At 59.9% G+C, this 20,570-nt stretch carries 21 protein-coding genes; 7 read left to right on the top strand and 14 right to left on the bottom strand.

Going from position 1 to position 20,570, the window contains the following annotated elements; genetic code table 11:
• Positions 1-83: 83 nt before the first annotated feature.
• The 9 genes from HGP17_RS22060 to HGP17_RS22020 form a co-directional block, all read right to left on the bottom strand.
• Positions 84-1,217 carry an extracellular solute-binding protein gene (locus tag HGP17_RS22060; protein WP_348648982.1) on the bottom strand — a complete coding sequence of 378 codons (1,134 nt, stop codon included), beginning with the start codon at positions 1,215-1,217 and terminating at the stop codon, positions 84-86.
• On the bottom strand, positions 1,214-1,675 hold the full coding sequence (locus HGP17_RS22055; protein WP_168812600.1) for a MaoC/PaaZ C-terminal domain-containing protein: 462 nt from the start codon (positions 1,673-1,675) through the stop codon (positions 1,214-1,216). The genes HGP17_RS22060 and HGP17_RS22055 overlap by 4 nt, the downstream gene beginning before the upstream one ends.
• A 3-nt stretch (positions 1,676-1,678) precedes the next feature.
• Complete coding sequence (locus HGP17_RS22050; protein WP_168812599.1) at positions 1,679-2,758, bottom strand: Gfo/Idh/MocA family oxidoreductase; 1,080 nt, start codon at positions 2,756-2,758, stop codon at positions 1,679-1,681.
• Positions 2,751-3,080 carry an L-rhamnose mutarotase gene (locus tag HGP17_RS22045; RefSeq protein WP_168812598.1) on the bottom strand — a complete coding sequence of 110 codons (330 nt, stop codon included), beginning with the start codon at positions 3,078-3,080 and terminating at the stop codon, positions 2,751-2,753. The genes HGP17_RS22050 and HGP17_RS22045 overlap by 8 nt, the downstream gene beginning before the upstream one ends.
• Positions 3,081-3,093: 13 nt before the next feature.
• Entirely contained in the window at positions 3,094-4,206 is a 1,113-nt protein-coding gene (locus tag HGP17_RS22040; RefSeq protein ID WP_168812597.1) for a mandelate racemase/muconate lactonizing enzyme family protein, read from the bottom strand.
• Positions 4,207-4,218: 12 nt separating this feature from the next.
• The gene (ugpC, locus tag HGP17_RS22035; RefSeq protein ID WP_168812596.1) at positions 4,219-5,316 is read right to left on the bottom strand and encodes a sn-glycerol-3-phosphate ABC transporter ATP-binding protein UgpC; all 1,098 of its coding nucleotides are present in this window, start codon (positions 5,314-5,316) and stop codon (positions 4,219-4,221) included.
• A 5-nt stretch (positions 5,317-5,321) separates the two neighbouring features.
• Positions 5,322-6,188 carry a carbohydrate ABC transporter permease gene (locus HGP17_RS22030; protein WP_168812595.1) on the bottom strand — a complete coding sequence of 289 codons (867 nt, stop codon included), beginning with the start codon at positions 6,186-6,188 and terminating at the stop codon, positions 5,322-5,324.
• 2 nt (positions 6,189-6,190) lie between these two features.
• A complete protein-coding gene (locus HGP17_RS22025; protein ID WP_168812594.1) occupies positions 6,191-7,084 on the bottom strand; it encodes a sugar ABC transporter permease in 894 nt (297 codons plus the stop codon).
• A 187-nt stretch (positions 7,085-7,271) separates the two neighbouring features.
• Positions 7,272-8,588, bottom strand: coding sequence for an extracellular solute-binding protein (locus HGP17_RS22020; protein ID WP_168812593.1), 1,317 nt, complete (start codon positions 8,586-8,588; stop codon positions 7,272-7,274).
• 178 nt (positions 8,589-8,766) lie between these two features.
• On the opposite strand from HGP17_RS22020, the gene HGP17_RS22015 reads away from it, so the two are divergent.
• The 4 genes from HGP17_RS22015 (at position 8,767) to HGP17_RS22000 (ending at position 12,196) form a co-directional block, all read left to right on the top strand.
• Positions 8,767-9,558 (top strand): IclR family transcriptional regulator, encoded by a 792-nt coding sequence (locus tag HGP17_RS22015; RefSeq protein WP_168812592.1) that lies wholly within the window; start codon positions 8,767-8,769, stop codon positions 9,556-9,558.
• Between the two features lie 65 nt (positions 9,559-9,623).
• Complete coding sequence (locus HGP17_RS22010; protein WP_168812591.1) at positions 9,624-10,460, top strand: amidohydrolase; 837 nt, start codon at positions 9,624-9,626, stop codon at positions 10,458-10,460.
• Positions 10,461-10,491: 31 nt separating this feature from the next.
• On the top strand, positions 10,492-11,037 hold the full coding sequence (locus HGP17_RS22005) for a MaoC family dehydratase (protein WP_168812590.1): 546 nt from the start codon (positions 10,492-10,494) through the stop codon (positions 11,035-11,037).
• A 1-nt stretch (position 11,038) separates the two neighbouring features.
• Entirely contained in the window at positions 11,039-12,196 is a 1,158-nt protein-coding gene (locus tag HGP17_RS22000; RefSeq protein WP_168812589.1) for a CaiB/BaiF CoA-transferase family protein, read from the top strand.
• A gap of 136 nt (positions 12,197-12,332) precedes the next feature.
• Here HGP17_RS22000 and tal read toward each other — a convergent pair whose 3' ends face one another.
• On the bottom strand, positions 12,333-13,298 hold the full coding sequence (tal, locus tag HGP17_RS21995; RefSeq protein WP_168812588.1) for a transaldolase: 966 nt from the start codon (positions 13,296-13,298) through the stop codon (positions 12,333-12,335).
• A 504-nt stretch (positions 13,299-13,802) separates the two neighbouring features.
• On the opposite strand from tal, the gene HGP17_RS21990 reads away from it, so the two are divergent.
• Positions 13,803-14,792 carry a sugar-binding transcriptional regulator gene (locus tag HGP17_RS21990; protein ID WP_168812587.1) on the top strand — a complete coding sequence of 330 codons (990 nt, stop codon included), beginning with the start codon at positions 13,803-13,805 and terminating at the stop codon, positions 14,790-14,792.
• A gap of 68 nt (positions 14,793-14,860) precedes the next feature.
• On the opposite strand, the gene HGP17_RS21985 is transcribed toward HGP17_RS21990, so the two are convergent.
• Together HGP17_RS21985 and HGP17_RS21980 are read right to left on the bottom strand one after the other, a co-directional pair.
• Positions 14,861-15,733, bottom strand: coding sequence for a bifunctional helix-turn-helix domain-containing protein/methylated-DNA--[protein]-cysteine S-methyltransferase (locus tag HGP17_RS21985; RefSeq protein WP_168812586.1), 873 nt, complete (start codon positions 15,731-15,733; stop codon positions 14,861-14,863).
• A gap of 110 nt (positions 15,734-15,843) precedes the next feature.
• Complete coding sequence (locus HGP17_RS21980; RefSeq protein ID WP_168812585.1) at positions 15,844-16,347, bottom strand: DUF2244 domain-containing protein; 504 nt, start codon at positions 16,345-16,347, stop codon at positions 15,844-15,846.
• 22 nt (positions 16,348-16,369) lie between these two features.
• On the opposite strand from HGP17_RS21980, the gene nth reads away from it, so the two are divergent.
• Positions 16,370-17,149, top strand: coding sequence for an endonuclease III (gene nth, locus HGP17_RS21975; protein WP_205926082.1), 780 nt, complete (start codon positions 16,370-16,372; stop codon positions 17,147-17,149).
• Here nth and HGP17_RS21970 read toward each other — a convergent pair.
• Entirely contained in the window at positions 17,146-17,868 is a 723-nt protein-coding gene (locus HGP17_RS21970) for a sulfate transporter family protein (RefSeq protein WP_168812584.1), read from the bottom strand. The genes nth and HGP17_RS21970 overlap by 4 nt on opposite strands.
• 253 nt (positions 17,869-18,121) lie before the next feature.
• Here HGP17_RS21970 and HGP17_RS21965 point away from each other — a divergent pair, with 253 nt between their 5' ends.
• Entirely contained in the window at positions 18,122-18,973 is an 852-nt protein-coding gene (locus HGP17_RS21965; RefSeq protein WP_246704172.1) for a MurR/RpiR family transcriptional regulator, read from the top strand.
• Between the two features lie 9 nt (positions 18,974-18,982).
• Here HGP17_RS21965 and HGP17_RS21960 read toward each other — a convergent pair whose 3' ends face one another.
• A complete protein-coding gene (locus HGP17_RS21960; RefSeq protein WP_168812582.1) occupies positions 18,983-20,566 on the bottom strand; it encodes an FGGY-family carbohydrate kinase in 1,584 nt (527 codons plus the stop codon).
• Positions 20,567-20,570: the final 4 nt, after the last annotated feature.

Below are 20,570 nucleotides of genomic sequence, written 5' to 3'. Positions count from 1 at the left end.
AACTACGACCCTATCCGTTCCGGCCACATGGCCGGCAGCACGCATAAGATCATGCAATAACAATCAGTTGGCTCAACCGCCCGTTAAGCTTCGAAGGACTGCGCGAAGCGGCGATTCAGCATGTCGATAAGAACTGTATGCTGCGTGCCCGTTCGCAGTCCATCGCTAATCGCCTCGGATGCGTCGCTTTGAAATGCCATGTAGCCGTCGTGCCGTGGCCGCACATAGGCGCCCTCGAGCGTTGCGCGCGTGTTGCGGTAGAAATCGAGTGCTGGCGTGTTGACCGCATCGCTGACCCACGCATCTGCGTGGCCCGGCTGCCCGTTCCCACTCGCATAGATGCCGGCCTGAACGGCCCCGCTCGCGATCCAGCGTACAAAGGCTTTCGCCTCTTCCGGAGCCTGCGTGCGCGCCGACACGGCAATGCCCGTTCCGCCGAGCGCCGAACCGTCCGGTGGGCGGTTATCGATCACAGGCATGTCCGCAAAGGCAATCCGCGCCGGCCTGAAGCCCACGAAGGAATAGTTGACGTAACCATAGATGAAAGGCGACGCGACATAGGGGCTGTCGGCCTGCGCCATCAGGTCAAGCACGGCGATCGGATCCATCTCGTAGCAGCTGGCATCCATTCCCGAGACGAGCCGCGCCATCCAGTCGAGCACCGCTTCGCCATCAGCCTTGGCGATGAAATCCGGGCCTTCGACGCTGCAGGGGGTGCCGAGATGTGCCGCCAGCGAGATGAAGGTCATCAGCGAATGTGGCGGCCGCATCGGCAGGATCGCCTTGCCTTCCTGGGCAAGCGTGACGAACTCAGCGAGTTCCTTGATCGGCGCGCTCAGGCGGTCGGGCCTGTGGGCCTGCACCTGTGTCGCGGCGTCGAGCGGAAATGCCCATTGGCGGCCCTGCCAGTTGTAGCTCGGATAGGACTGACCGACGGTTCCGGCTGCGATCGCGGCGATTTCCTGCGCATGCGAGGGATCGTCGAGCGGCAACAGGCAGTCTTCACGCGTGATCTGGCCGACATGCGGGTGATCGATGACGATGAGATCGTATTGCGCGGCAAGCTCTTCGACCGGAAAAGTCTCGAAATCCTGCAGCGACCGCTTTTCCCAGCTGATCTCGACGCCGGTCTTTTCCCGCCATTGCTTCGAGCAGGCGATCATCGGATCGTAGCCGCGCGGATGCGACCAGGTCATTCCCTTGAGCTTCACCATCACGCCTTCTCCGCACCGGCCTTGCGCTCGACAATCAGGATATGATCCGCCGCGAGCACAACCTCATCGCGCTGGTTCAGCACCTCACAGCGCTCGACAACACGACCCGCCGTCGGCCGCTTCGGATCATCCTCTTTCGCCGAAACGGTGACGCGCGTGCGGATCGTATCGCCGATATGCACCGGGCGGACGAAACGGAGTCGATCGTAACCATAGGAAAAAGCGACGGGATTGATCAGCGAGGCCGTGAGCCCGACGCCGATCGCAAAGATCATCGTGCCATGCGCGATACGCTGGCCGCCTGGCAAGGTCTTGGCGAATTCCGCGTCCATGTGATGCGGAAAGAAATCGCCGGTATGGCCGGCATGGACAACGAAATCCGTTTCGGTAATCGTCCGTCCCGTGGTCACTCTGACATGACCGAGTTCGTAGTCTTCGAAATAGATCGTTTGCTCTGCCATTCCTCAAGCCTTTGGAAGTTCTGCGATCGACGTCGCCGGTGTGGCGCTCGACTGATAAGCGGCCTCGACAAGGGCCATCGTCTGCCAGGCATCCTCACCGGAGCCGATCAACTCATGATCCTCGCCGGATGCGAAGCGCTGCAGGTTGGCCATGCGGTTGACGAAGGCGTCCGGGAACCAGGCACCCTCAAGCTTCACCTCGACCCAATCGCTGCCACCCTCGGGACGGATCCAAAGCTCATCCGGTTCGCCACTGGGATAGTCGAGATTGACGCCGAGCTTGATGTAGGCAGCGCCCTTGGTGCCGGCGATGCGAAACTCGCAGGCCTGGAACTTGCGGCCGAAATCATGGTCGTGATTGACCGAGAGCACGCAGCGGACCTTGTCGCCATAATCGAGGATCGCCGCCGTCCGCGTCTGCGCGACGTCGTGGTTGGGGTGCCCAATGGTCTTGGCATGCACACCTAGCGGATTGCCGAGCAGGCCACGAATGAAATCGAGATAGTGGATCGAGTGCATGGCGATCTCGATCCGCGGCAGGCCTTTCAGGAAGGGCCACAGACCCCAGGGCGTGGCAAGCGCCAGCCATGCATCGAAATCGACGACATCCCCGAGATAGCCCTTGATCACGGCATCGTAGAGCGCCAGCATCATTGGCGCGAAGCGGAGCTGAAAATTGACCGCCGCCTTGATGTCACGCTCGCGGCAGACCCGCAGAATTTCGGAGGCGCCTGTGAGGTCGCTGCCCATGGGTTTCTGGATCAGCACGAAGGAGCCGCGCGGCAACTTCGACAGGATTTTGGCATGCGCCGCCGGCGGCGTCGCTAGATCGAAAATAGCACCTTCTATGGCAAGCGCTTCGGCCTCGGAGGCGAATGCACGAATGCCCCATTGAGCAGCAAGTGCCGTCGCTTTCTCGGCATCCGGATCGTAGAGACCCGCGACCGGAAAGCCGCCTTGCCTGTAAGCCGGCAGATGCGCGTCACCGACAATGCTACCGGCGCCGAAGATCACGATCGGACGCGGCGTTGACGGCTTCGGCCACCATTGGCGGAGAGATTTGGGGTCGAAAGCCTCACCCATGATGAAAAACCTCCTCCATCATGGCCCACCACTCGCCTTCCTTGCGGGTTTCGAGCGGCTTCTGGCAGGGCATGCAAACGGACCACCATTCCTGGTTCTTCGGGCTGGCTGCCATCTTGCGCATATCGGCCTCGAAATCCGTGCCGACATATTCCCAATAGCCGAAGAGCAGATTCTCCGGCTCTTTCAGGAAGATCGAATAGTTTGTGACGTTGCATTCAGAGATTAGCGCCAGGATCTCGGGCCAGACGGCTGCGTGAAGCGCCTTGTATTGCGCGATCTTGGCCGGCTCCAGGCCGATCACCATACCCATCCGCTGCATGGTCCGTTCCTCCTCAGGCGTGGATTTCGCGCGTGAATTCGCCGATCGAGCGCGCCTTGACGGCGTCCCAATCCCAGGCGATGCCGATACCGGGCTCGGAAGGCGCCAACGCCTTGCCGTCCACGATCTCCATGCCCTTCATCGTGAGGTCGTCGAGCTGCGGGATGTATTCGACGTATTTGCCGTTCGGCACGGCGCAGGTGAGGCTGACATGCAGCTCCATCAGGAAGTGCGGGCAGACCGGTATATCGAAGGCCTCGGCAGCATGCGCCACCTTCAGCCACGGCGTAATGCCGCCGATGCGGGCAACATCCACCTGCACGATCGAGCACGCACCCTTCTGCATATACTCGCGGAAATGCCGGATCGAATACATGGATTCGCCAACCGCGATCGGCGTCGGCGTCGACCGGGTCAATCGGATATGGGCGTCGAGATCATCAGCCGGCAGCGGCTCCTCGATCCAGGCAAGGTCAAGCTCCTTCAGCCGCGCCGCCCGACGGATTGCCTCGTCGACGGTGAAGCCCTGATTGCAGTCGGTCATGATCTCGAAGCCGGAACCAAGCGCCAGACGCATCGCCGCCAGTCGGTCGTAATCTTCCGAACCATGCGGCTTGCCGATCTTCACCTTCGAGCCGGAGAAACCCTTGGCCTTCGCCTGCAGGGCGTCCTCGACCAAGGCTTCCTTCTCGATATGCAGCCAGCCGCCTTCGGTCGTGTAGAGCGGGCAGCGATCCTTGGCGCCGCCGGCAAGCTTCCAGAGCGGCAGGTTCTGCTTCTTGGCGCGCAGGTCCCAAAGTGCTGTATCGACGGCCGCAAGCGCCAGTGCCGTGATGGCGCCGATGGTCGTGGCGTGGGTCGCAAACTCCATTTTATGCCAGATGGCTTCGATGCAATCGGCATCCTCACCGATCAAAAGCGGCACCAGATGGTCGCAGAGCAACCGCATGACGGAAGAACCGCCGGTGCCGATCGTATAGCTGTAGCCGGTGCCGACAGCCCCGTCGCTATCGGTGATGGTGACGATCGGCGTCTCCTGGCTGACGAAGCTCTGGATCGCATCCGTCCGCTTCACCTTCGGCGGCAGGTCGACCATCCGCAATTCAATTTTCTCGATACGTGCCATGGGAGCTATTCCTTAGATTGCCAGGCTCTTGCCGGTTTCGACGGAGAAGAGGTGTGCCTGACTAAGGTCGAAGCTCATCTTCAGCTGTTCGCCGCTCTTCAGCGCGCGCGGATTGAGCATGCGCGTCACCCATTCGCGGCCGGCAAACTCGATGAAGACCAGCGTTTCGTTGCCGAGCGGTTCGGTGATGGCGACGGGCAGGGTCAGCTCGTAGACGGCGGATTCCGCGCCTGAGTGCAGACCGTGACCGGTCGGGAAGATATCGTCCGGTCTGAGGCCGAACGCGACATTCTCACCTTCCTTGACCTTGCCTGCAAACTGGCTCGGCAGCGGCAGACGGTCGCCATTCGTGAAGACCAGCTCGCCCGCTTTCAGCGTCGCCTCTTCGATGTTCATCGGAGGTGATCCGATGAAGCCGGCAACGAAGCGCGTGGCAGGCCGCTTGAACACTTCGTCCGGTGTGCCGACCTGCTCGATATAACCGTCGCGCATGATGACGATGCGGTCGGCCAGCGTCATGGCTTCGACCTGGTCGTGTGTGACATAGACGACCGTCGACTGCACCTTGGCATGCAGCTTCTTGATCTCGGTACGCATCTGTGTGCGCAGCTTGGCGTCGAGATTCGACAGCGGCTCGTCGAACAGGAAGACCTCCGGCTGGCGCACGATGGCGCGGCCCATGGCGACGCGCTGACGCTGACCACCGGAGAGTTGCGCCGGTCGGCGATCCATCAGAGCCTCGAGGCTCAGAATGGCGGCTGCTTCATTGACGCGCTTGTCGATTTCCGCCTGCGGTTGCTTGGCGATCTTCAGGGAGAACCCCATGTTCTCGCGCACCGTCATATGCGGATAGAGCGCGTAGGACTGGAACACCATGGAAATGTTGCGATCGCGCGGCGGCAGGTCGTTGACGACGGTATCGCCGATCTCGATCGTTCCGCCGGAGACTTCCTCCAGACCGGCGATCATACGCAGCGTCGTCGACTTGCCACAGCCGGACGGGCCAACGAGCGCGATGAACTCCTTGTCCGCGATGTCGAGATCGATCCCGTGGACGATTTCCAGCGCGCCGTAGCGCTTGACGAGTTTTTTAAGGGAAACCTGAGCCATTGAGATCAACCTTTGACCGCACCGAATGTCAGACCGGACACCAGATGCTTCTGAATGATGAAAGTAAGAGCGAGCGCCGGAATGATCATCACGACTGCAAGCGCGCACATGCCGCGCCAGTCGATGGTGAATTCGGCCGTATAGTCGAGCAGGCCCACGGGCAGCGTCTTGGAATTGACGGAGCGCGTCAGCTGCGAAGCCAGGGCGTACTCGTTCCAGCAGGTGAGGAAGGCGAAGATGCCGGCAGATGCGATGCCGGGGCCGGCAAGCGGAAATTCCACCTGCCAGAAAGCTTGCCAGCGCGTGCAGCCGTCGATCTGCGCGGCTTCGGCGAGATCCTTCGGCACCTGCCGGAAGAAGCCGTCGATCAGCCAGATCGTGAAAGGCACGTTCAGCGCGACATAGGTGAGGATCAGGCCGAAATGCGTGTCGATGATCCCAATCCGCGCATAGACCATGAAGAGCGGCAGTGAGAGGGCAACCCCGGGCACGGAGCGCGTCAACATCAGGCCGAGGAAGACGGCCGATTTGCCGCGGAACCGGAAGCGGGCGAAGGCATAGCCGCCGGACATGCCGATGACGAGCGCAATCGCGGTCGAGGTGATGGAGATAATCAGCGAATTGCGGAAATAATCCCATACCGGGATACCACCCTGCCCCATACCGCTGAACATCGAGCGATAGGCTTCGAATGAAAGCTCATGCGGGATCCAGACCGCTGGCTTCGCCATGATTTCCACGGTCGGACGCAACGAGCTGATGATGATCCAGAAGCCGGGCAGGCAGATGATGAGCATCGCGAGGAAAAGACCGACAAGATAGGCGATGTTCCAGAGGCGACGATGCAGACGTTGTTGAGCGTTGCGATCCATGATTACCACTCCGCTCCGATCTGGGTGCGGGCAAGCGCCAGCTTACGGAAGAAATAGACTGTGAAGGCGATCGACAGGAAGATCGAGACATAGGCCATGGCATTGGCAAGCCCCATCTGCGCATCGGCATAGGCGGTACGTCCGACGAGCGTCCAGATCAGCTCCGTGCGGCGAGCCGGGCCGCCATCCGTCATGATCTTGACGATGTCGTAAGCGCGGGCAACGTCGAGCGAGCGGATCGTCATCGCAATGAAGGCGAAGGGCATCAGGAATGGCCAGGTGACGTAACGGAAGGTCTGCCAGCTGGTGCAGCCATCGACCTTTGCAGCTTCGACCGGCTCCTGCGGCATGGCGAGCAGGCCGGCAAGAATGAGGATCGCGAACACAGATGTCGACGACCAGACTTCAGCGATGACGATGGAGAGCAGCGCCAGATTGCCGTCGATGAGCCACGGTATGGCATCATTGGTAATGCCCAGCGATTGCAGCGCATTGTTGATGATACCGACATTGTCGTTGAACATGAATTTGAACTGGAAGCCGACGAGCACGGGCGAGAACATCATCGGAAACATCATAAGGGTACGTAGGATGCGCTTGCCGTGCGTCGCCTTGTTGACGAGGATGGCCAATCCCAAACCGAGCAGCATTTCCAGATTGAGCGCGATCGTCAAAAGCACCACGGTGCGCACGAAAGCAGCCAGGAACACCGGATCGGTCAGGATGCGGGTGTAGTTGCGGAAGCCGATGAAGGTGAAGAGCGTTGCCGGCCGCGTCAGGCGAAACGGCGTGAAGCTGGAATAGAAGGAAAGAAGCAGCGGAAACAGAACCACGGCCACAAGGACGATGATCGCCGGAAGAAGAAGCAGGACCGGTGGAGATATTCTTTTAGGCATGGTTTGCACCTGTCGGCATTCCTCGGCAGCGTGGCCCGGACTGCGTGGAATGAATTGCTTGGGACCGAGAAGCCGGCAGCAAACCGGCTGAAAAGACCGGCGCCTTGCGCCAATCGAAAGTCATTCTCGACGTTGGTTTGCTGGACCTCCCGCGCACCGAAAACGCGCGGGAGGTCGATTGCAGCGCTTAGAGCGAGCCGGCGTCCTTCAGGACATCGGTCGCCTTCTGGGCAGCGGCGTCGAGCGCTTCCTTGGAGCTCTTGTCGCCAAGAATGGCGGCCTGAAGCTCAGGATAGACGACGTTGGAAATCTCGATCCACTGCGGCGTGCGCGGAACCGGGAAAGCGTACTTCATGGCTTCCTGGAAGGTGCTCAGGACTTCCTTCTTGTAAGGGTCGGAAGCAGCCTGCTGGATATCCCAATCCCAGACAGCCTTGCGGGTCGGCAACGTGCCGTTGGCAGCCTCAAGCTTCTGCGAGTCGTCATTCGTCAGGAACAGCACGAGCGAAGCGGCGGCATCCTTGTGAGCGCAGGACTCGGTGACCGAGAAGCCGTGGTGACCGGACCAGCCGGTGTGCTTGCCGGACGAGCCGACAGGCTGCACGACGACGCCGACATTGCCGGCAACCTTCGAGGACTTCGGATCGTTGAAGTAGGTCGCCCAGCCCGGCCAGTCGAGATCGAGCGCGATGGAGCCCGATGCGAAACCTGCGCCGAGATCGTCCCAAAGATAGTTGGTCACGCCTGCGGGAACAGCCTTGGCCTTGTACATGTTCACGAACCAGTCGAGCGCGCGCACGCCGGCTTCGGAGTTGAAGGCAGGCTTGCCGTCCTTGTCGAGATATTCGCCGCCTTCGGCGACCAGCATTTCATAGAAGCGACCGTTGATGGCCTCTTCCTTGCCGGGGAACTGCGTGCCGAAGAAGTTCGGCGGATTGGCGAAGAAGATCGATTGGTCGGACACTTCCTTCCAGGTCTTCGGCGGCGCCAGATCGTAGCCGTACTTGGCCTTGAAGGCCGTCTTCTTGGCTTCGTCGTTATAGAGGCTCTTCTGATAATAGAGCGCCGAGACGTCGAACTGGGCGCGCGGCAGCATGATCAGACGGCCATCGATCGTCGATGCCTGAATGGTCGACTCGACATACTTGTCGATCTCATCCTTGGGCAGAAGCTTGGAAAGATCGGTATAGAGATCGGGGTATTGAGGCGCGAAAGACGAATGGTTCGAGCCGACGCACCAGGAGATGCTGCCCGAGGCCATGTCCGACTTGATTTCCTTGTCGAGCTCGAAGTGGTTCTTCTTGGAGAGAATGTTGACCTTGGCGCCCGTCTCCTTCTCCCACTCGGCAATGCGCGCATAAAGCGGCTCATATTGCTGACCGCCGATGAGCTTGGCGTCGATCGTCACGCCCGGAAACTTGCCCGGCTGATCGGCGGCAAAGACCGAAGTGCTCGCAAGCAATGCCATCATGCCGGCAGCAACACCGGCCCTCCAATTCCTCATCGAACTTCCTCCCTTGAGATCGGACCCCTTGCCCGATTGCCCTCTAGACCCAAATATGGATCAATGATTTATAAGTAAACATCTTATTCATTGGCCGTCAAGCCGTGTTCGCGCGCTTGTAAAATGCCTTCATTCATATATGAATGACGATTCATGTTCTTCGCCCGGGGGATCGCAGATGAGTATAGAAGACGACAGTGACCGCTATCGCGCGCCGGCCCTCGACAAGGGTCTGGACATATTGGAATTGCTGGCAACGATCGACGGCGGCCTGACACAGGCGGAAATCGCCAAGGCGCTCAACAAGAGCCCCAACGAATTCTACCGCATGCTCGATCGCCTCGTTCGGCGCGGCTATGTGCAGCGGCAGGATGGCGATCGCTTCTATCTGACGCTCAAGCTGTTCGGCCTTGCGCATTATCATGCGCCGGTTCGCCGCCTTGTCTCCTTCGCCACGCCGCTGATGCGCGAATTCTCCAACCGTGCCGAGCAGGCCTGCCATCTGGCGATCTACGACCGAGGCTCGGTCGTCGTCATCGCCCAGCAGGATTCGCCGACCTACTGGGGCATCTCGATCCGCGTCGGCGCTCAGATCAATCTCTACAATACCGGCTCTGGCCACATTCTTCTGGCATTCAAGGACGAGAAGCAGCGCCAGATGATGATCAACGAGCAGAGGCGACAGGAGCAGGATGCCGAGGAGCCGCCGGCCGATCTCGACGAGAAGCTCTCGGCAATTCGCGACAAGGGCTTCGAGACCATGAACAGCCTGCAGACGAGTGGCGTGCACAATATTTCCGCCCCGGTGTTGGCGATGGACGGCAATGCGCTTGCAGCGCTGACCTGCCCCTATATCGAACCCGTGAACCCGAAGGCACCGACCCGCGAACAGGTCGTTGAATATGTGCTGGAGGCCGCAAAACAGATCTCCGAAACGGTGGCCGGCACGGTCGACAAAGCCGAGCTATAATTTTTATTTGAATAAACTATTCTTCTGTGAGTATATGTTGAGCAAGCAGGTATGGGAGGAACACCATGCTTTTCGACAGCCACTTGCACATCGTCGACCGAAAAAAACTCGCCTATCCATGGCTTGGAGACGCGGCTGCGCTCAATCGCGACAGCCTCTATGAGGACTATGCGCGCGAAGCCAAACGCCTTGGCATTACCGACACACTTCACATGGAAGTCGATGTCGCCGAGGACGATATCGAGCGGGAGACCGACTACGTCAAAGGCCTGAACCGCGAGCCCGGCAGCCTGCTGCGTGGCGCCATCGCCGCCTGCCGTCCAGAAAGTGAGAGCTTCCCCGCCTATCTCGAACGCGTCCTTGCCGATCCCTTCGTGAAAGGCTTCCGTCGCGTGCTGCATGTCGTGCCTGACGATGTGTCCGAAGGTGCGCTCTTTCGCGAAAACCTGAAACGGCTTGCCGATACGAAGCTCACCTTCGATCTCTGTGTTCTCCCGCATCAGACTTCCAAGGCGATCGCGCTGGCCGACCTCAACCCGAATGTCCGCTTCGTCCTGGATCATTGCGGCGTGCCCGCCGTAAAGGATGGATTGGGCGAAAGCTGGTCGGCAGGGATCAAGGAAATTGCCAAGCGGCCGAACGTCACCGTGAAGATTTCCGGCGTCGTCGCCTATGCAGACGCGGAAAGCTGGACGCCGGAAACGCTCCGCCCCTTCGTCGAGCACTGCATCGCGAGCTTCGGCTGGGATCGCGTCATCTGGGGTAGCGATTGGCCAGTCTGCACGCTCGGCGGCAATCTCTCCACATGGGTCGCAGCAACCCACGCGCTGATGCAAGGCGTAAGCGATGACGAACGCAATCGGCTCTATCATCTGAATGCCAAGCGCCTCTGGTCTCTCTGAGACAAGGCGCGTTTCCACCGAAAGAACTGCCATGACTGCGACTGTCGGCATATCCAGTACTCATCCGAAAACCATGCCGGCCGACCACGCCGAAATTCCCGTCTGGAACGCGGAAAACTGGTTCTACGAGGATTTCGAGATCGGCCACAAGATTCGTTCGCTGCGCCGAACGATCTCCGAAGGTGAGTCCCAGCAATTCAATGCCCTGGTGCTCGACATGCACCCTTATGTCAGCGATCAGATCTTTGCCGAAACCGACGGCCTGTTCGGCAAGCGGCTGGTTGCCGGCGCCTTCGTGTTTTCGGCCGGCCTCGGGCTTGTCGCCACCAATTGCGTCAACGCCTTTTCCTATGGCTATGACAAGCTGCGCTTCATCAAGCCGACCTTCATCGGCGACACCATCTACACGATCCGCACCAATCTGGATAAGCAGCCGAAATATGCCGAACTCGGCCTGATCCGCTCGTCTTACGAAGTCTTCAAGGGTGAAGGCGAGCTGGTGCTCTATTGCGAGCATATCCAGACCGTACGCTACAAGAACGGCCGGCCGGCGGACGCGCCGCCGTTGAAAGTCTGACATGACCAAAAACGACGAAGAAGGCCTGCTCTCCGGCATCACCGTGCTGGATATGAGCCAATTTCTGGCCGGCCCGATGGCGGCGCTCAGGCTCGGCGATCTCGGCGCGCGCGTCATCAAGATCGAGCGGCCAGATGGCGGCGATCTGTGCCGCCGGCTCTATCTCAGCGACACCGAAATCGGCGGCGACTCCACGCTCTTTCACGCCATCAATCGCGGCAAGGAGAGCTTTGCCGTCAACATGAAAGATGAGAGCGACCTTCAGGAACTGCGCGCGCTGATCGCCAAGGCCGACGTCGTCATCCAGAATTTTCGCCCCGGCGTCATCGAACGGCTCGGCCTCGACTACGCTTCGGTCGCAGCGATCAATCCGCGTATCGTCTACGGCAGCATCACTGGATACGGCCCCGATAACGAATGGCGGCACTTCCCCGGGCAGGATCTGTTGGCCCAGGCCCGCTCCGGTGCCATGTGGCTCAATGGCGAGGCGAATGATGGGCCCGTCCCCTTCGGGCTTGCCGTCGCCGATATGCTGGCCGGCAACCTCCTGGTCCAGGCAATCCTCGCTGGCCTCGTGCGACGCGGCGTGACCGGGCGCGGCGTGCATGTGGAAACGAGCCTGCTGGAGGCGATGGTCGATTTCCAGTTCGAGGTGCTGACAACACACCTGAACGATGGCGGTCGCCTGCCGCAGAAATCCGCCGTGCGCAATGCCCACGCCTATCTCGCCGCCCCCTACGGCGTCTATAGCTGCGCCGATGGCTGGCTGGCGATCGCGATGATGCCGCTTGCAAAGCTCGCCCCGCTGCTCGATCTGCCCGCTCTTGCCGACTATACGCCGGATGATGCTTTCCAGCGCCGAGATGAGATCAAGACCATGATCGCGAGCCGTCTGCAGGAAAAGACGGCGCAGCAATGGCTCGCCATCCTGGAACCAGCCGATATCTGGGCTGCGGAAGTGCTCGACTGGCCGAAGCTGCTGCAAACCACTGCCTTCCGCCAACTAGATATGCTGCAGACGGTGACCCGCTACGACGGCACCTCCGTGCGCACCACCGCAAGCCCGATCCGTGTGAACGGCGTCAGAGCCAAGAATGGATTGGCGGCGCCGACGATCGGTGGGCAATCGGAGAAGGTCAGGGCGGAGTTTCTTCGGTAGATCATCGCGCGCCTCGCATCCGCTCAGCAGGCGCGGCAAGCTCAAAGTCCCGACACTACCTCCAAAACAAAAAAGGGCGCCGCATCCCTGCGACACCCTCTAAAATCTTAGCTCCCCGAAGAGAGCCAATCTCACATCAAGCCGCAGCGAGCTGCAGTTCCTTGCTGACCATGGCGCGCAGCGTGCCGAGGTCCTTTGCGAAAGCGCGGATGCCTTCGGAGAGCTTTTCGGTTGCCATCGCGTCTTCGTTCATCATCCAGCGGAAGGTCTTTTCGTCGACGGCGATCTTTTCGACCGAGCCCTTGCTTTCCGGCGAGAGCTTGCGCTCCAGCTTGCCTTCGTCCTTGGCAAGCTCGTCAAGCAGGTTCGGGCTGATGGTCAAGCGGTCGCAGCCGGCAAGTGCTTCGATTTCGCCGGTGTTGCGGAAGGAAGCGCCCATGACGATCGTCTTGATGTCGTTGGCCTTGTAGTAGTGGTAGATGTCGCGGACGGAAACGACGCCCGGATCTTCCTCAGCGGTGTAATCCTTGCCGGTCGACTTCTTGTACCAGTCGAGGATGCGGCCGACGAACGGCGAAATCAGGAATGCCTTGGCATCGGCGCAAGCAATCGCCTGAGCCTTGCTGAAGAGCAGCGTCAGGTTGCAGTCGATGCCTTCCTTCTGCAGCACTTCGGCGGCACGGATGCCTTCCCAGGTCGAAGCAAGCTTGATCAGGATGCGGTCACGCTCGATGCCGCGCTCCTTGTAGGACGCGATGATGGCGCGGGCCTTGGCGAGAGAAGCTTCGGTATTGAAAGACAGGTCGGCATCGACTTCGGTCGAAACACGGCCGGGAACGAGGCCCGAGAGCGCTGCGCCGACGGAAATGGCGAGACGATCGGCAACGGCAGCGGTGACAGCTTCGGAGGCGCCGCCCTGCTTCTTGCCCCATGCAACGGCTTCCTTGATCGCATCGGCGAACATCGGCGTGCCGAGCGCCTTCAGCACGATAGTCGGGTTGGTGGTGCAATCCACCGGCTTCAGGCGTGCGACAGCCTCGATATCGCCGGTGTCGGCGACGACCGTGGTCATGGCGCGGAGTTGGTCAAGTTTGGAAGTCATAACAGGTATCCTTGTTGAATGAGGCCCATTTGGATGCGGAGATGTCGGGGCGGCACATCCCGTCCGGTCTATGGACGGCTTGGAGGCATCAGGCGGAACACGCCTTTCCTTCTCCTATGTGTCGGTAACGGGATAAAAAGCGCTAAAGTTCCATTTCCGGTGAACGGCCGAGCGGTGAACAAACAACCCTCCGAGAACGAGCTTTTCACCGGCATCGGGCGCCCTATATGGCTCCCTGTCCGGCCTGGCACTTGTTCGGAGCAACACTCGCACATTGTCCTCCTCGATTGGACAAGACCGAATTCCTCAGCACCGACTATCACCAATCTCGCAACGAAAAGTCAAGGACATTTGTGCAATTCAATTGACATAAGTTTCATGTCATAGAATATCGGCAGCGAAAGAGCCGATCTCGCCTGCTCCTGTCATCCGCCATTCCTAATCTCGCATCTTAGGCGGATCATGACGTTAAACGGCGCATGCGACAATCATGCCGGAGGACCTGTGGCCAAACTGAGACGCGGAACCCATACCGCCTATTCGGAGACCTCCTCCCTGAGGCTTCGTGCCGCATGGCTCTACTACAATCAGGGCCTCACACAGAAGGATGTGGCCGAACAGCTCGGCATCAGCCGCACGACGGTCATCCGCCTGCTGGACGAGGCCATGCGCCGCAGCGAAGTGCAGATCTGGATCACCGAGGGCATCGACGATTGCGTGGAGTTGGCCATCAAGCTCGAGCGTACCTTCGGGCTCGACGAAGCGATCGTCGTGCCTGAACCCGCCGGCAGCGATGTCAATGCGCAGGCAAAGAGCGTGGGACTGGCCCTCGGCCAGTTCCTGACGGAAGCCATTCCCGATAATTACACGATCGGCGTCGGCTGGGGCCGAACGATGACGGCTTCACTTGCAAGCTTCCGCCCGACCCGCCGCGACAATTGCAAGGTGGTGTCTCTCCTTGGCGGCATCGTCGCCGTGCATCAGACCAACCCGATCGACTATACGTGGCGCCTGGCGAGCCAACTCGGCGCGGAATGCTATATGTTCCTCGCGCCGTTGCTGGTCGATTCCGTCGAAACCAAGCGCAATCTCATCGAAAAATGCGGGCTTGAGGCTATTTACAGGCTGGCTGAAAATCTGGATCTCGCCATCGTCAGCTGCGGCGACATCGGCCCGCAATCGACCTCGCTGTCCGAAGGTTTCATCTCGAAGCGCGAACTGGAGGAGCTGATTGAAATGGGCTGTGTCTGCGACACCATGTTCAACTTCCTCGACGCCGAGGGCAACTCCGTTGATCACCCGATCAACAAGCGCGTCATGTCGGTCGATCTCGATACGCTGAAAAAAGCAAAGCACATCGTGATCTCTTCCGGCGGCGCCCATCGCGCCCAGGCGATCAGCGCCACCATCAAGCGCATCGGCTGCAATACGCTGATTACGGATGAGAGCGCCGCCAAGGCGCTGTTGAAGATGGCTATGGCGAAGGCGGCCTGACGCACATCGCGTAAAGTCGCGAAGCTACAGCCTCAGAAGCGGGCCTGAGGGATTGCACGCTTTACCTGTCATGCGTCTCCCGATTCCCATCCCAGCATCGCCCGTTTGCGCGTCAGCCCCCAGTGATAACCCGTGAGCTGACCATTCTTGCCGAGCGCACGATGGCAAGGCACGACGAAGGAGATCGGGTTGCGGCCGACAGCTGCACCCACGGCCCGCATCGCCGTCGGCTGACCGATATCCCTAGCAATGTCGGAATAGGTCACCGCGCGGCCCATGGGGATCTTCAAAAGGCTTTCCCAGACGCGAAGCTGAAAATCCGAACCGATCATCACCACCCGCAATGGCTGGTCACTCGTCCAGTTCGAACGTTCGAAGATACGGGCAGCATAAGGCGCCGTCGCATGCGGATCCTCGATGAACTGGGCATTTGGCCAGCGGCACGTCATATCGGCCAGACAGGCCTTTTCATTGCCGGAATCGCTGAAGGCAAGGCCGGCAAGACCGCGGTCCGTGACCATGATCAGCGCAAGGCCGAAGGGCGAGATGTGGAAAGCATAGCGCATGACCAAACCGCTCCCCTTCGCCTTCCATTCGCCCGGCGACATCGCCTCGTGCGTGACGAACAAATCGTGCAACCGGCTCGGGCCGGAAAGGCCCACTTCGAAAGAGGTCTCCAGGAGCGGCAGATCCTCCTTGCGCAGGAGCCGCTTGGCATGATCGAGCGTCACGGCCTGCAAGAACGCCTTGGGTGAGAGACCGGCCCAACGGGTGAACGTCTTCTGCAGCTGGGTCGGGGACTGCCCGAGCCGATCGGCGAGAGTCTCGAGCGACGGCTGGTCGCGATATTCCTCGGTGATGAGCTCGATGATCTCCCGCACGGTCTCGTAATCCTGACCTCCCGGGGTGATGTCTTTCTTCAGCTCTGCAATCGCATTCATAATCTTTCTCCTTAGAAAGGAGAAAACCACGACGGGAGCATGAAAACCACCCGTTTCTTGCGCAAGCGATATGCTTGCGAAAATGTGATGCGATGCGTGTGAGGCCCTGATTATATCCGCTGCGTGACGCTTGCCAGCGCGCGCTTGAAAGCCTTGGCAAAGCTCTCGCGATCTTCCGGATTGAGGAAGGAGCCGACCTCGGTGTCGTGACTTCTGTCGCGCACATGCATGGAGACGACCCCGACCTCGCGGTGGCGACGAACGAGGAAGCGTGTCCAGAACGGATTAAAGTCATGCTCGACCATGCGCCCATTCGGAGCAAACTTCCGAATGGAGACATTGGTGCGCGACACGGTGACTTCTTCGCGCACACGGCCTGACCGATAGTTCAGCCAGAAGGCGCCATAAAGCAGCAAGAAATCAGCACCGAAGAAAACGCCGATCGGCCAGGCGCCGCGCGTGACAAACAGAACGCTGTAAAAGAAGCAAAAGCCGCCCGCCAAAGCGAGCATGACCCTGAACCCCTTTCGCGGCAGCGAGCGATGGGGAAACAATTCGGCTGCGAAGACAGGCCTGTTGCCGTCTGCTGCCGTATCGGCGTTGCGTTCCGTCATAGGACTTGAGTATAGGTCGTTCATGGCAAATCCCAAGATCAAATCCAGCGCCCAAACCGCGAAAAAGTCAAATGCGACCGCACGCCGCAAGCCGGCGGCCAAGAGCCTCTATTCCAAGGCAGATCTGGAAGAGATTTTCCGTCGCTTTTCCATCCAGCGGCCGGAGCCGAAGGGCGAGCTCGAACACGTCAATCCGTTCACGCTGGTCGTCGCAGTCGCGCTATCGGCGCAGGCGACGGATGCCGGCGTCAACAAGGCGACACGCGCCCTCTTCGCCGTAGCCGATACGCCGCAGAAAATGCTCGATCTCGGCGAGGAGCGCATCCGGGAATACATCAAGACCATCGGCCTCTACCGCAACAAGGCGAAGAACGTCATGGCATTATCGGAAAAGCTGATCACCGATTTCGGCGGCGAAGTGCCGCGAACGCGGGAAGAGCTGGTGACGCTTCCAGGCGTTGGCCGCAAAACCGCGAATGTCGTGCTCTCCATGGCATTCGGCCAGGCGACCATGGCCGTCGATACCCACATCTTCCGCATCGCCAACCGCCTGCTGCTCGCCCCGGGCAAGACGCCGGACGAAGTCGAGCATCGGCTGATGCAGATCATTCCGGATCATTATCTCTACCACGCGCATCATTGGCTGATCCTGCACGGGCGCTATTGTTGCAAGGCGCGCAAGCCCGAGTGCGAGCGCTGCGTCATCGCCGACATCTGTCGCTCGCCGGAAAAGACCTGGGACATTCCCGCTCCCCTCGTCGAACTTCCGGCGCAGAACATCGGCACGCAGACGGTCGGCTAAAACTGACGGAGGCGCAGGTTCGCCTCCTTGTACGAAATCAGCTTATGCAGATGCACCATCATGCTGGCGGCAAAGAGCGGCGTGAGCAGGTTGAGCAACGGGATGGCCAGAAAGGCCGCGATCACCAGACCGGCCAGAAACACCGTCAAAGCGTTCTTGACCCGAAACTGCCGCGCATCATCAGGCGAGCGGAAACGCATGGCGGCGAATTCGAAGAATTCACGGCCGAGCAGGTAGCCGTTCACCAGAAAGAAGGCGATCAGGCTGACGCCGGGAATAAACAGCAGAAAAAGCGCGACGATATTACCGATGACGACAACGCCGAGAAACCGCAGCGAGCTCTTCATCGCCACCCCAAACGGCATGGCCTTGCCGGGCGGATCGGACGGATAGTCGCGTTTTTCCACTACCTCGGCGACATCGTCGAGAAAGAAGCCGGCAATCAAGGCGGTTACCGGCGAGATCAACAGCGCCATTGCCAACGCCAGCGCGATGCCGGCGAAAATTGCCAGAAACAGCGTCAGCCAACCCGTCCAATCCGAGGTGGCCGACATGAAGCTTTCGGCCCACGGCAGCACGAAGGCATTGAAAATGCCGCTCAGGATGAACCAAAGCACGACAAGCGCCACGACCGTCAGGCCGAGGACTTTCCAGAACACCCTGCGCGCTTCCGGCGCAAAGAGATTCTCGAAGGCAAGACGCGCGGCAAGGACAATCATTCGGTCAGGCTCTCCTGTTGTTCGTCGAAGAGCTAGGGAGCGATCGCGGGGATATCAATATCCTTTATGATATGCGAGTATGCTCAATTAAAAAAATGTATCGTTGTAATAAAGTTTAAGCTAATATATTTTATAGGCCATATTAAGAACAACAACCAAAACAACATCGGCGGCCCTGCGAAATACGTGTGCGCGATTGTTCCAGCAACCAATGCAACCGAACATGAAAAAGACCGTCAGTGAGGGGGAAAATTTGGAAGATCTCACCCAGAAACTTAGGGAATATATCAAGGTTGGTACGCCAGCCGAGCGTCGAATTGCAAAGTATTTCTCAGAACATATGAATGAACTGCCTTTCGAAACCGCGTCCTCCGTTGCCGACAGGTTGGAGTTGAGCCCTATGACGGTGGGACGGTTCCTGCGATCGCTCGGTTATCACGGTCTCGATGGCATCAAAGTCCACCTGAAGGAGAATGTCGCGCCCGTTACGCTGCAGTTGCCGAGCGTACTCGAGCAACTTCAGAAAGATGCCGGCGAAAGCCGCCCGCTGGCCGCCCAGATCGTTGAGCAGGTCGAGATGCTGCAGCACATCTACAACCTCGCCAGCCAGCCGCAATGGCGTGACGCGGTTGCGAATATTCTATCGGCCAGGAATGTCTACATCGCTGCAGACCCGAGCCTTGCGGCGCTCGGCCGCCACTTTTACGAACGGCTGACGATGGCCCGCGACCATGTGCTTTTCCTTGATGGCGCCAATGGCAGCTATGTCGAATTGCTAGGCCCCGGCTCGGAGGAAAGCCTGCTTGTGATCATCGACTCGCCACGTTTCGTCGCATCTCGGCTGCTGGCGCGCTCCGCCCGTCGTGCCGGCCACAAGGTTCTTCTGGCAACAGGGCAATTTACGGAGTGGGCGCATGAGTTCGCCAACATCACACTCTCCTTGCCGCCTCAGCGCGCCAATGGTCGTGATTGCCTGGCGAGCATGATGTCGTTGCTGGAGCTGATTGCCATGGCCGTTGCGCAGGCCGCCGGCGAAACCGCGGAAAACAGAATGCGCCGCATCGAGGAGCTGCAGGCGACATTCGCGCATGCGCCGCTCAGATAGGCGTGCACGCTATTCCATGGCGTCCAGCTCAGCCCGATGGCGGTACATCGCCAGAAAGCGCCGGTAGTCGCGATCGTAAAGCGCTTTCTTGCTGCGATCGGGCTGCCGCTCATGACCGCCGGAATACATCGCCGCTCCGGCCGCGCCGAGGTTTTCGTGGAGACCGCACGAAACCGATGCCGCGATTGCGGTGCCCAGAAGCACCGTCTCGTTCATCTTCGGGATGACGACCTTGCAGCCGGTAACGTCGGAGTAAAGCTCCATGAGCACCGAGTTCTTCACATGGCCGCCTGCGACATGGAGCGTATCCGGCGCATAGCCATATTCCTGCATCCGCTCCAGGATATGGCGGATACCGAGCGCGATCCCGACGCTGGTGCGCCAGTAGAGCCGGCAAAGTCCATCGAAGGATGCATCGAGCGTCATGCCGCTGATCACACCGAGTGCATGCGGGTCGGCAAGCGGAGAGCGATTGCCGTGGAAATCCGGCAGGACATGGATACGACCGCCGAGAAACTCGCCCTCCGCAAGGCGTAGCTCGGAAATACGCCTGACGATGCGATCATGCAGCGCGGCCGTTGGCGGACCGCCGGCGGCGTGCATGCTGACGATGTGATCCAGCAGCGCACCGGTCGCAGACTGCCCGGCCTCGGCCAGCCACATATCGGGGAAAACCGCCTCGTAATAAGGCCCCCACATTCCGGTGCTGCGCTTGCGTTCGCGCGAAAAGGAGACGACGCAGCTCGAGGTTCCGGCAATCAGGGCAAGCTGATGTTCGAGGGTGCCTGCATCGCCGCCGTGGGCGGCAAGGGCGCCAAGCGCGCCGGCATAGGCATCGATCATGCCGGCGCCGACATGGCAATCGCGATCGAGCCCCAGCGCTTCGGCGGCCGCAGCCGTCAGCGTGCCGATGCTCTTGCCGACGGGCACGCTCTCCTCGGGCAAGGCGCCACGTTCCTGTAGATCGCCAAGGCCGATCACGTTCAGGAAATCAGCCTGCCAACCCGGCTGACGATGCGCCAGATAGTTCCATTTGGCCACCAGCGTCGAGCGCGAGCGCGCAAGCGAGCCTGTCGCCTTCCAGGTCATGAAGTCGGCAAGATCGAAGAAATAGCCGGCCTGCGCCCAGCTTTCGGGAAGGTTCTCCTTCAGCCACATCAGCTTCGGCATTTCCATTTCCGGCGACATGAAGTCGCCGGAATAGTCGAGAACCTCGTGCTGCGTCGCGGTACAGTAATCCGCCTCGGCAAGGGCGCGGTGATCGAGCCAGACGATGGTATCGAAACGGCGCTCGCCACCCGTCGAAACGGTCAGCTGCCGCCCCTCCCGGTCACGTACGACAAGCGAACAGGTGGCATCGAAACCGATCGCGCCGATAGCAGATACATCGACGCCGGATGTCTTTACCGCCGCGCGAACGGCAGTGCAGACCGCAGCCCATATATCTTCGGAATCATGCTCGGCGTGGTTCTCACGCGGGCGATTCATCTGGATCGAATGTTCGCTTTTTGCCAGCAGTGAGCCGCCCGCCGTGAAGACACCGGCGCGTGCGCTGCCTGTGCCGATATCGACCGCCACCACGTGATCACGCATGCAA

The organism is Rhizobium sp. P38BS-XIX (assembly GCF_012641435.1).
Taxonomy (GTDB): domain Bacteria; phylum Pseudomonadota; class Alphaproteobacteria; order Rhizobiales; family Rhizobiaceae; genus Rhizobium.
This window is presented reverse-complemented; position numbering and strand designations above follow the sequence as displayed.

Bases quoted from the DNA above. Each gene is read 5' to 3' on its own strand.
- HGP17_RS22055 (WP_168812600.1), bottom strand. From the start codon at position 1,675: ATGGCAGAGCAAACGATCTATTTCGAAGACTACGAACTCGGTCATGTC.
- HGP17_RS22050 (WP_168812599.1), bottom strand. From the start codon at position 2,758: ATGGGTGAGGCTTTCGACCCCAAATCTCTCCGCCAATGGTGGCCGAAG.
- HGP17_RS22045 (WP_168812598.1), bottom strand. From the start codon at position 3,080: ATGCAGCGGATGGGTATGGTGATCGGCCTGGAGCCGGCCAAGATCGCG.
- HGP17_RS22040 (WP_168812597.1), bottom strand. From the start codon at position 4,206: ATGGCACGTATCGAGAAAATTGAATTGCGGATGGTCGACCTGCCGCCG.
- ugpC (WP_168812596.1), bottom strand. From the start codon at position 5,316: ATGGCTCAGGTTTCCCTTAAAAAACTCGTCAAGCGCTACGGCGCGCTG.
- HGP17_RS22030 (WP_168812595.1), bottom strand. From the start codon at position 6,188: ATGGATCGCAACGCTCAACAACGTCTGCATCGTCGCCTCTGGAACATC.
- HGP17_RS22025 (WP_168812594.1), bottom strand. From the start codon at position 7,084: ATGCCTAAAAGAATATCTCCACCGGTCCTGCTTCTTCTTCCGGCGATC.
- HGP17_RS22020 (WP_168812593.1), bottom strand. From the start codon at position 8,588: ATGAGGAATTGGAGGGCCGGTGTTGCTGCCGGCATGATGGCATTGCTT.
- HGP17_RS22015 (WP_168812592.1), top strand. From the start codon at position 8,767: ATGAGTATAGAAGACGACAGTGACCGCTATCGCGCGCCGGCCCTCGAC.
- HGP17_RS22010 (WP_168812591.1), top strand. From the start codon at position 9,624: ATGCTTTTCGACAGCCACTTGCACATCGTCGACCGAAAAAAACTCGCC.
- HGP17_RS22005 (WP_168812590.1), top strand. From the start codon at position 10,492: ATGACTGCGACTGTCGGCATATCCAGTACTCATCCGAAAACCATGCCG.
- HGP17_RS22000 (WP_168812589.1), top strand. From the start codon at position 11,039: ATGACCAAAAACGACGAAGAAGGCCTGCTCTCCGGCATCACCGTGCTG.
- tal (WP_168812588.1), bottom strand. From the start codon at position 13,298: ATGACTTCCAAACTTGACCAACTCCGCGCCATGACCACGGTCGTCGCC.
- HGP17_RS21985 (WP_168812586.1), bottom strand. From the start codon at position 15,733: ATGAATGCGATTGCAGAGCTGAAGAAAGACATCACCCCGGGAGGTCAG.
- HGP17_RS21980 (WP_168812585.1), bottom strand. From the start codon at position 16,347: ATGACGGAACGCAACGCCGATACGGCAGCAGACGGCAACAGGCCTGTC.
- nth (WP_205926082.1), top strand. From the start codon at position 16,370: ATGGCAAATCCCAAGATCAAATCCAGCGCCCAAACCGCGAAAAAGTCA.
- HGP17_RS21970 (WP_168812584.1), bottom strand. From the start codon at position 17,868: ATGATTGTCCTTGCCGCGCGTCTTGCCTTCGAGAATCTCTTTGCGCCG.
- HGP17_RS21960 (WP_168812582.1), bottom strand. From the start codon at position 20,566: ATGCGTGATCACGTGGTGGCGGTCGATATCGGCACAGGCAGCGCACGC.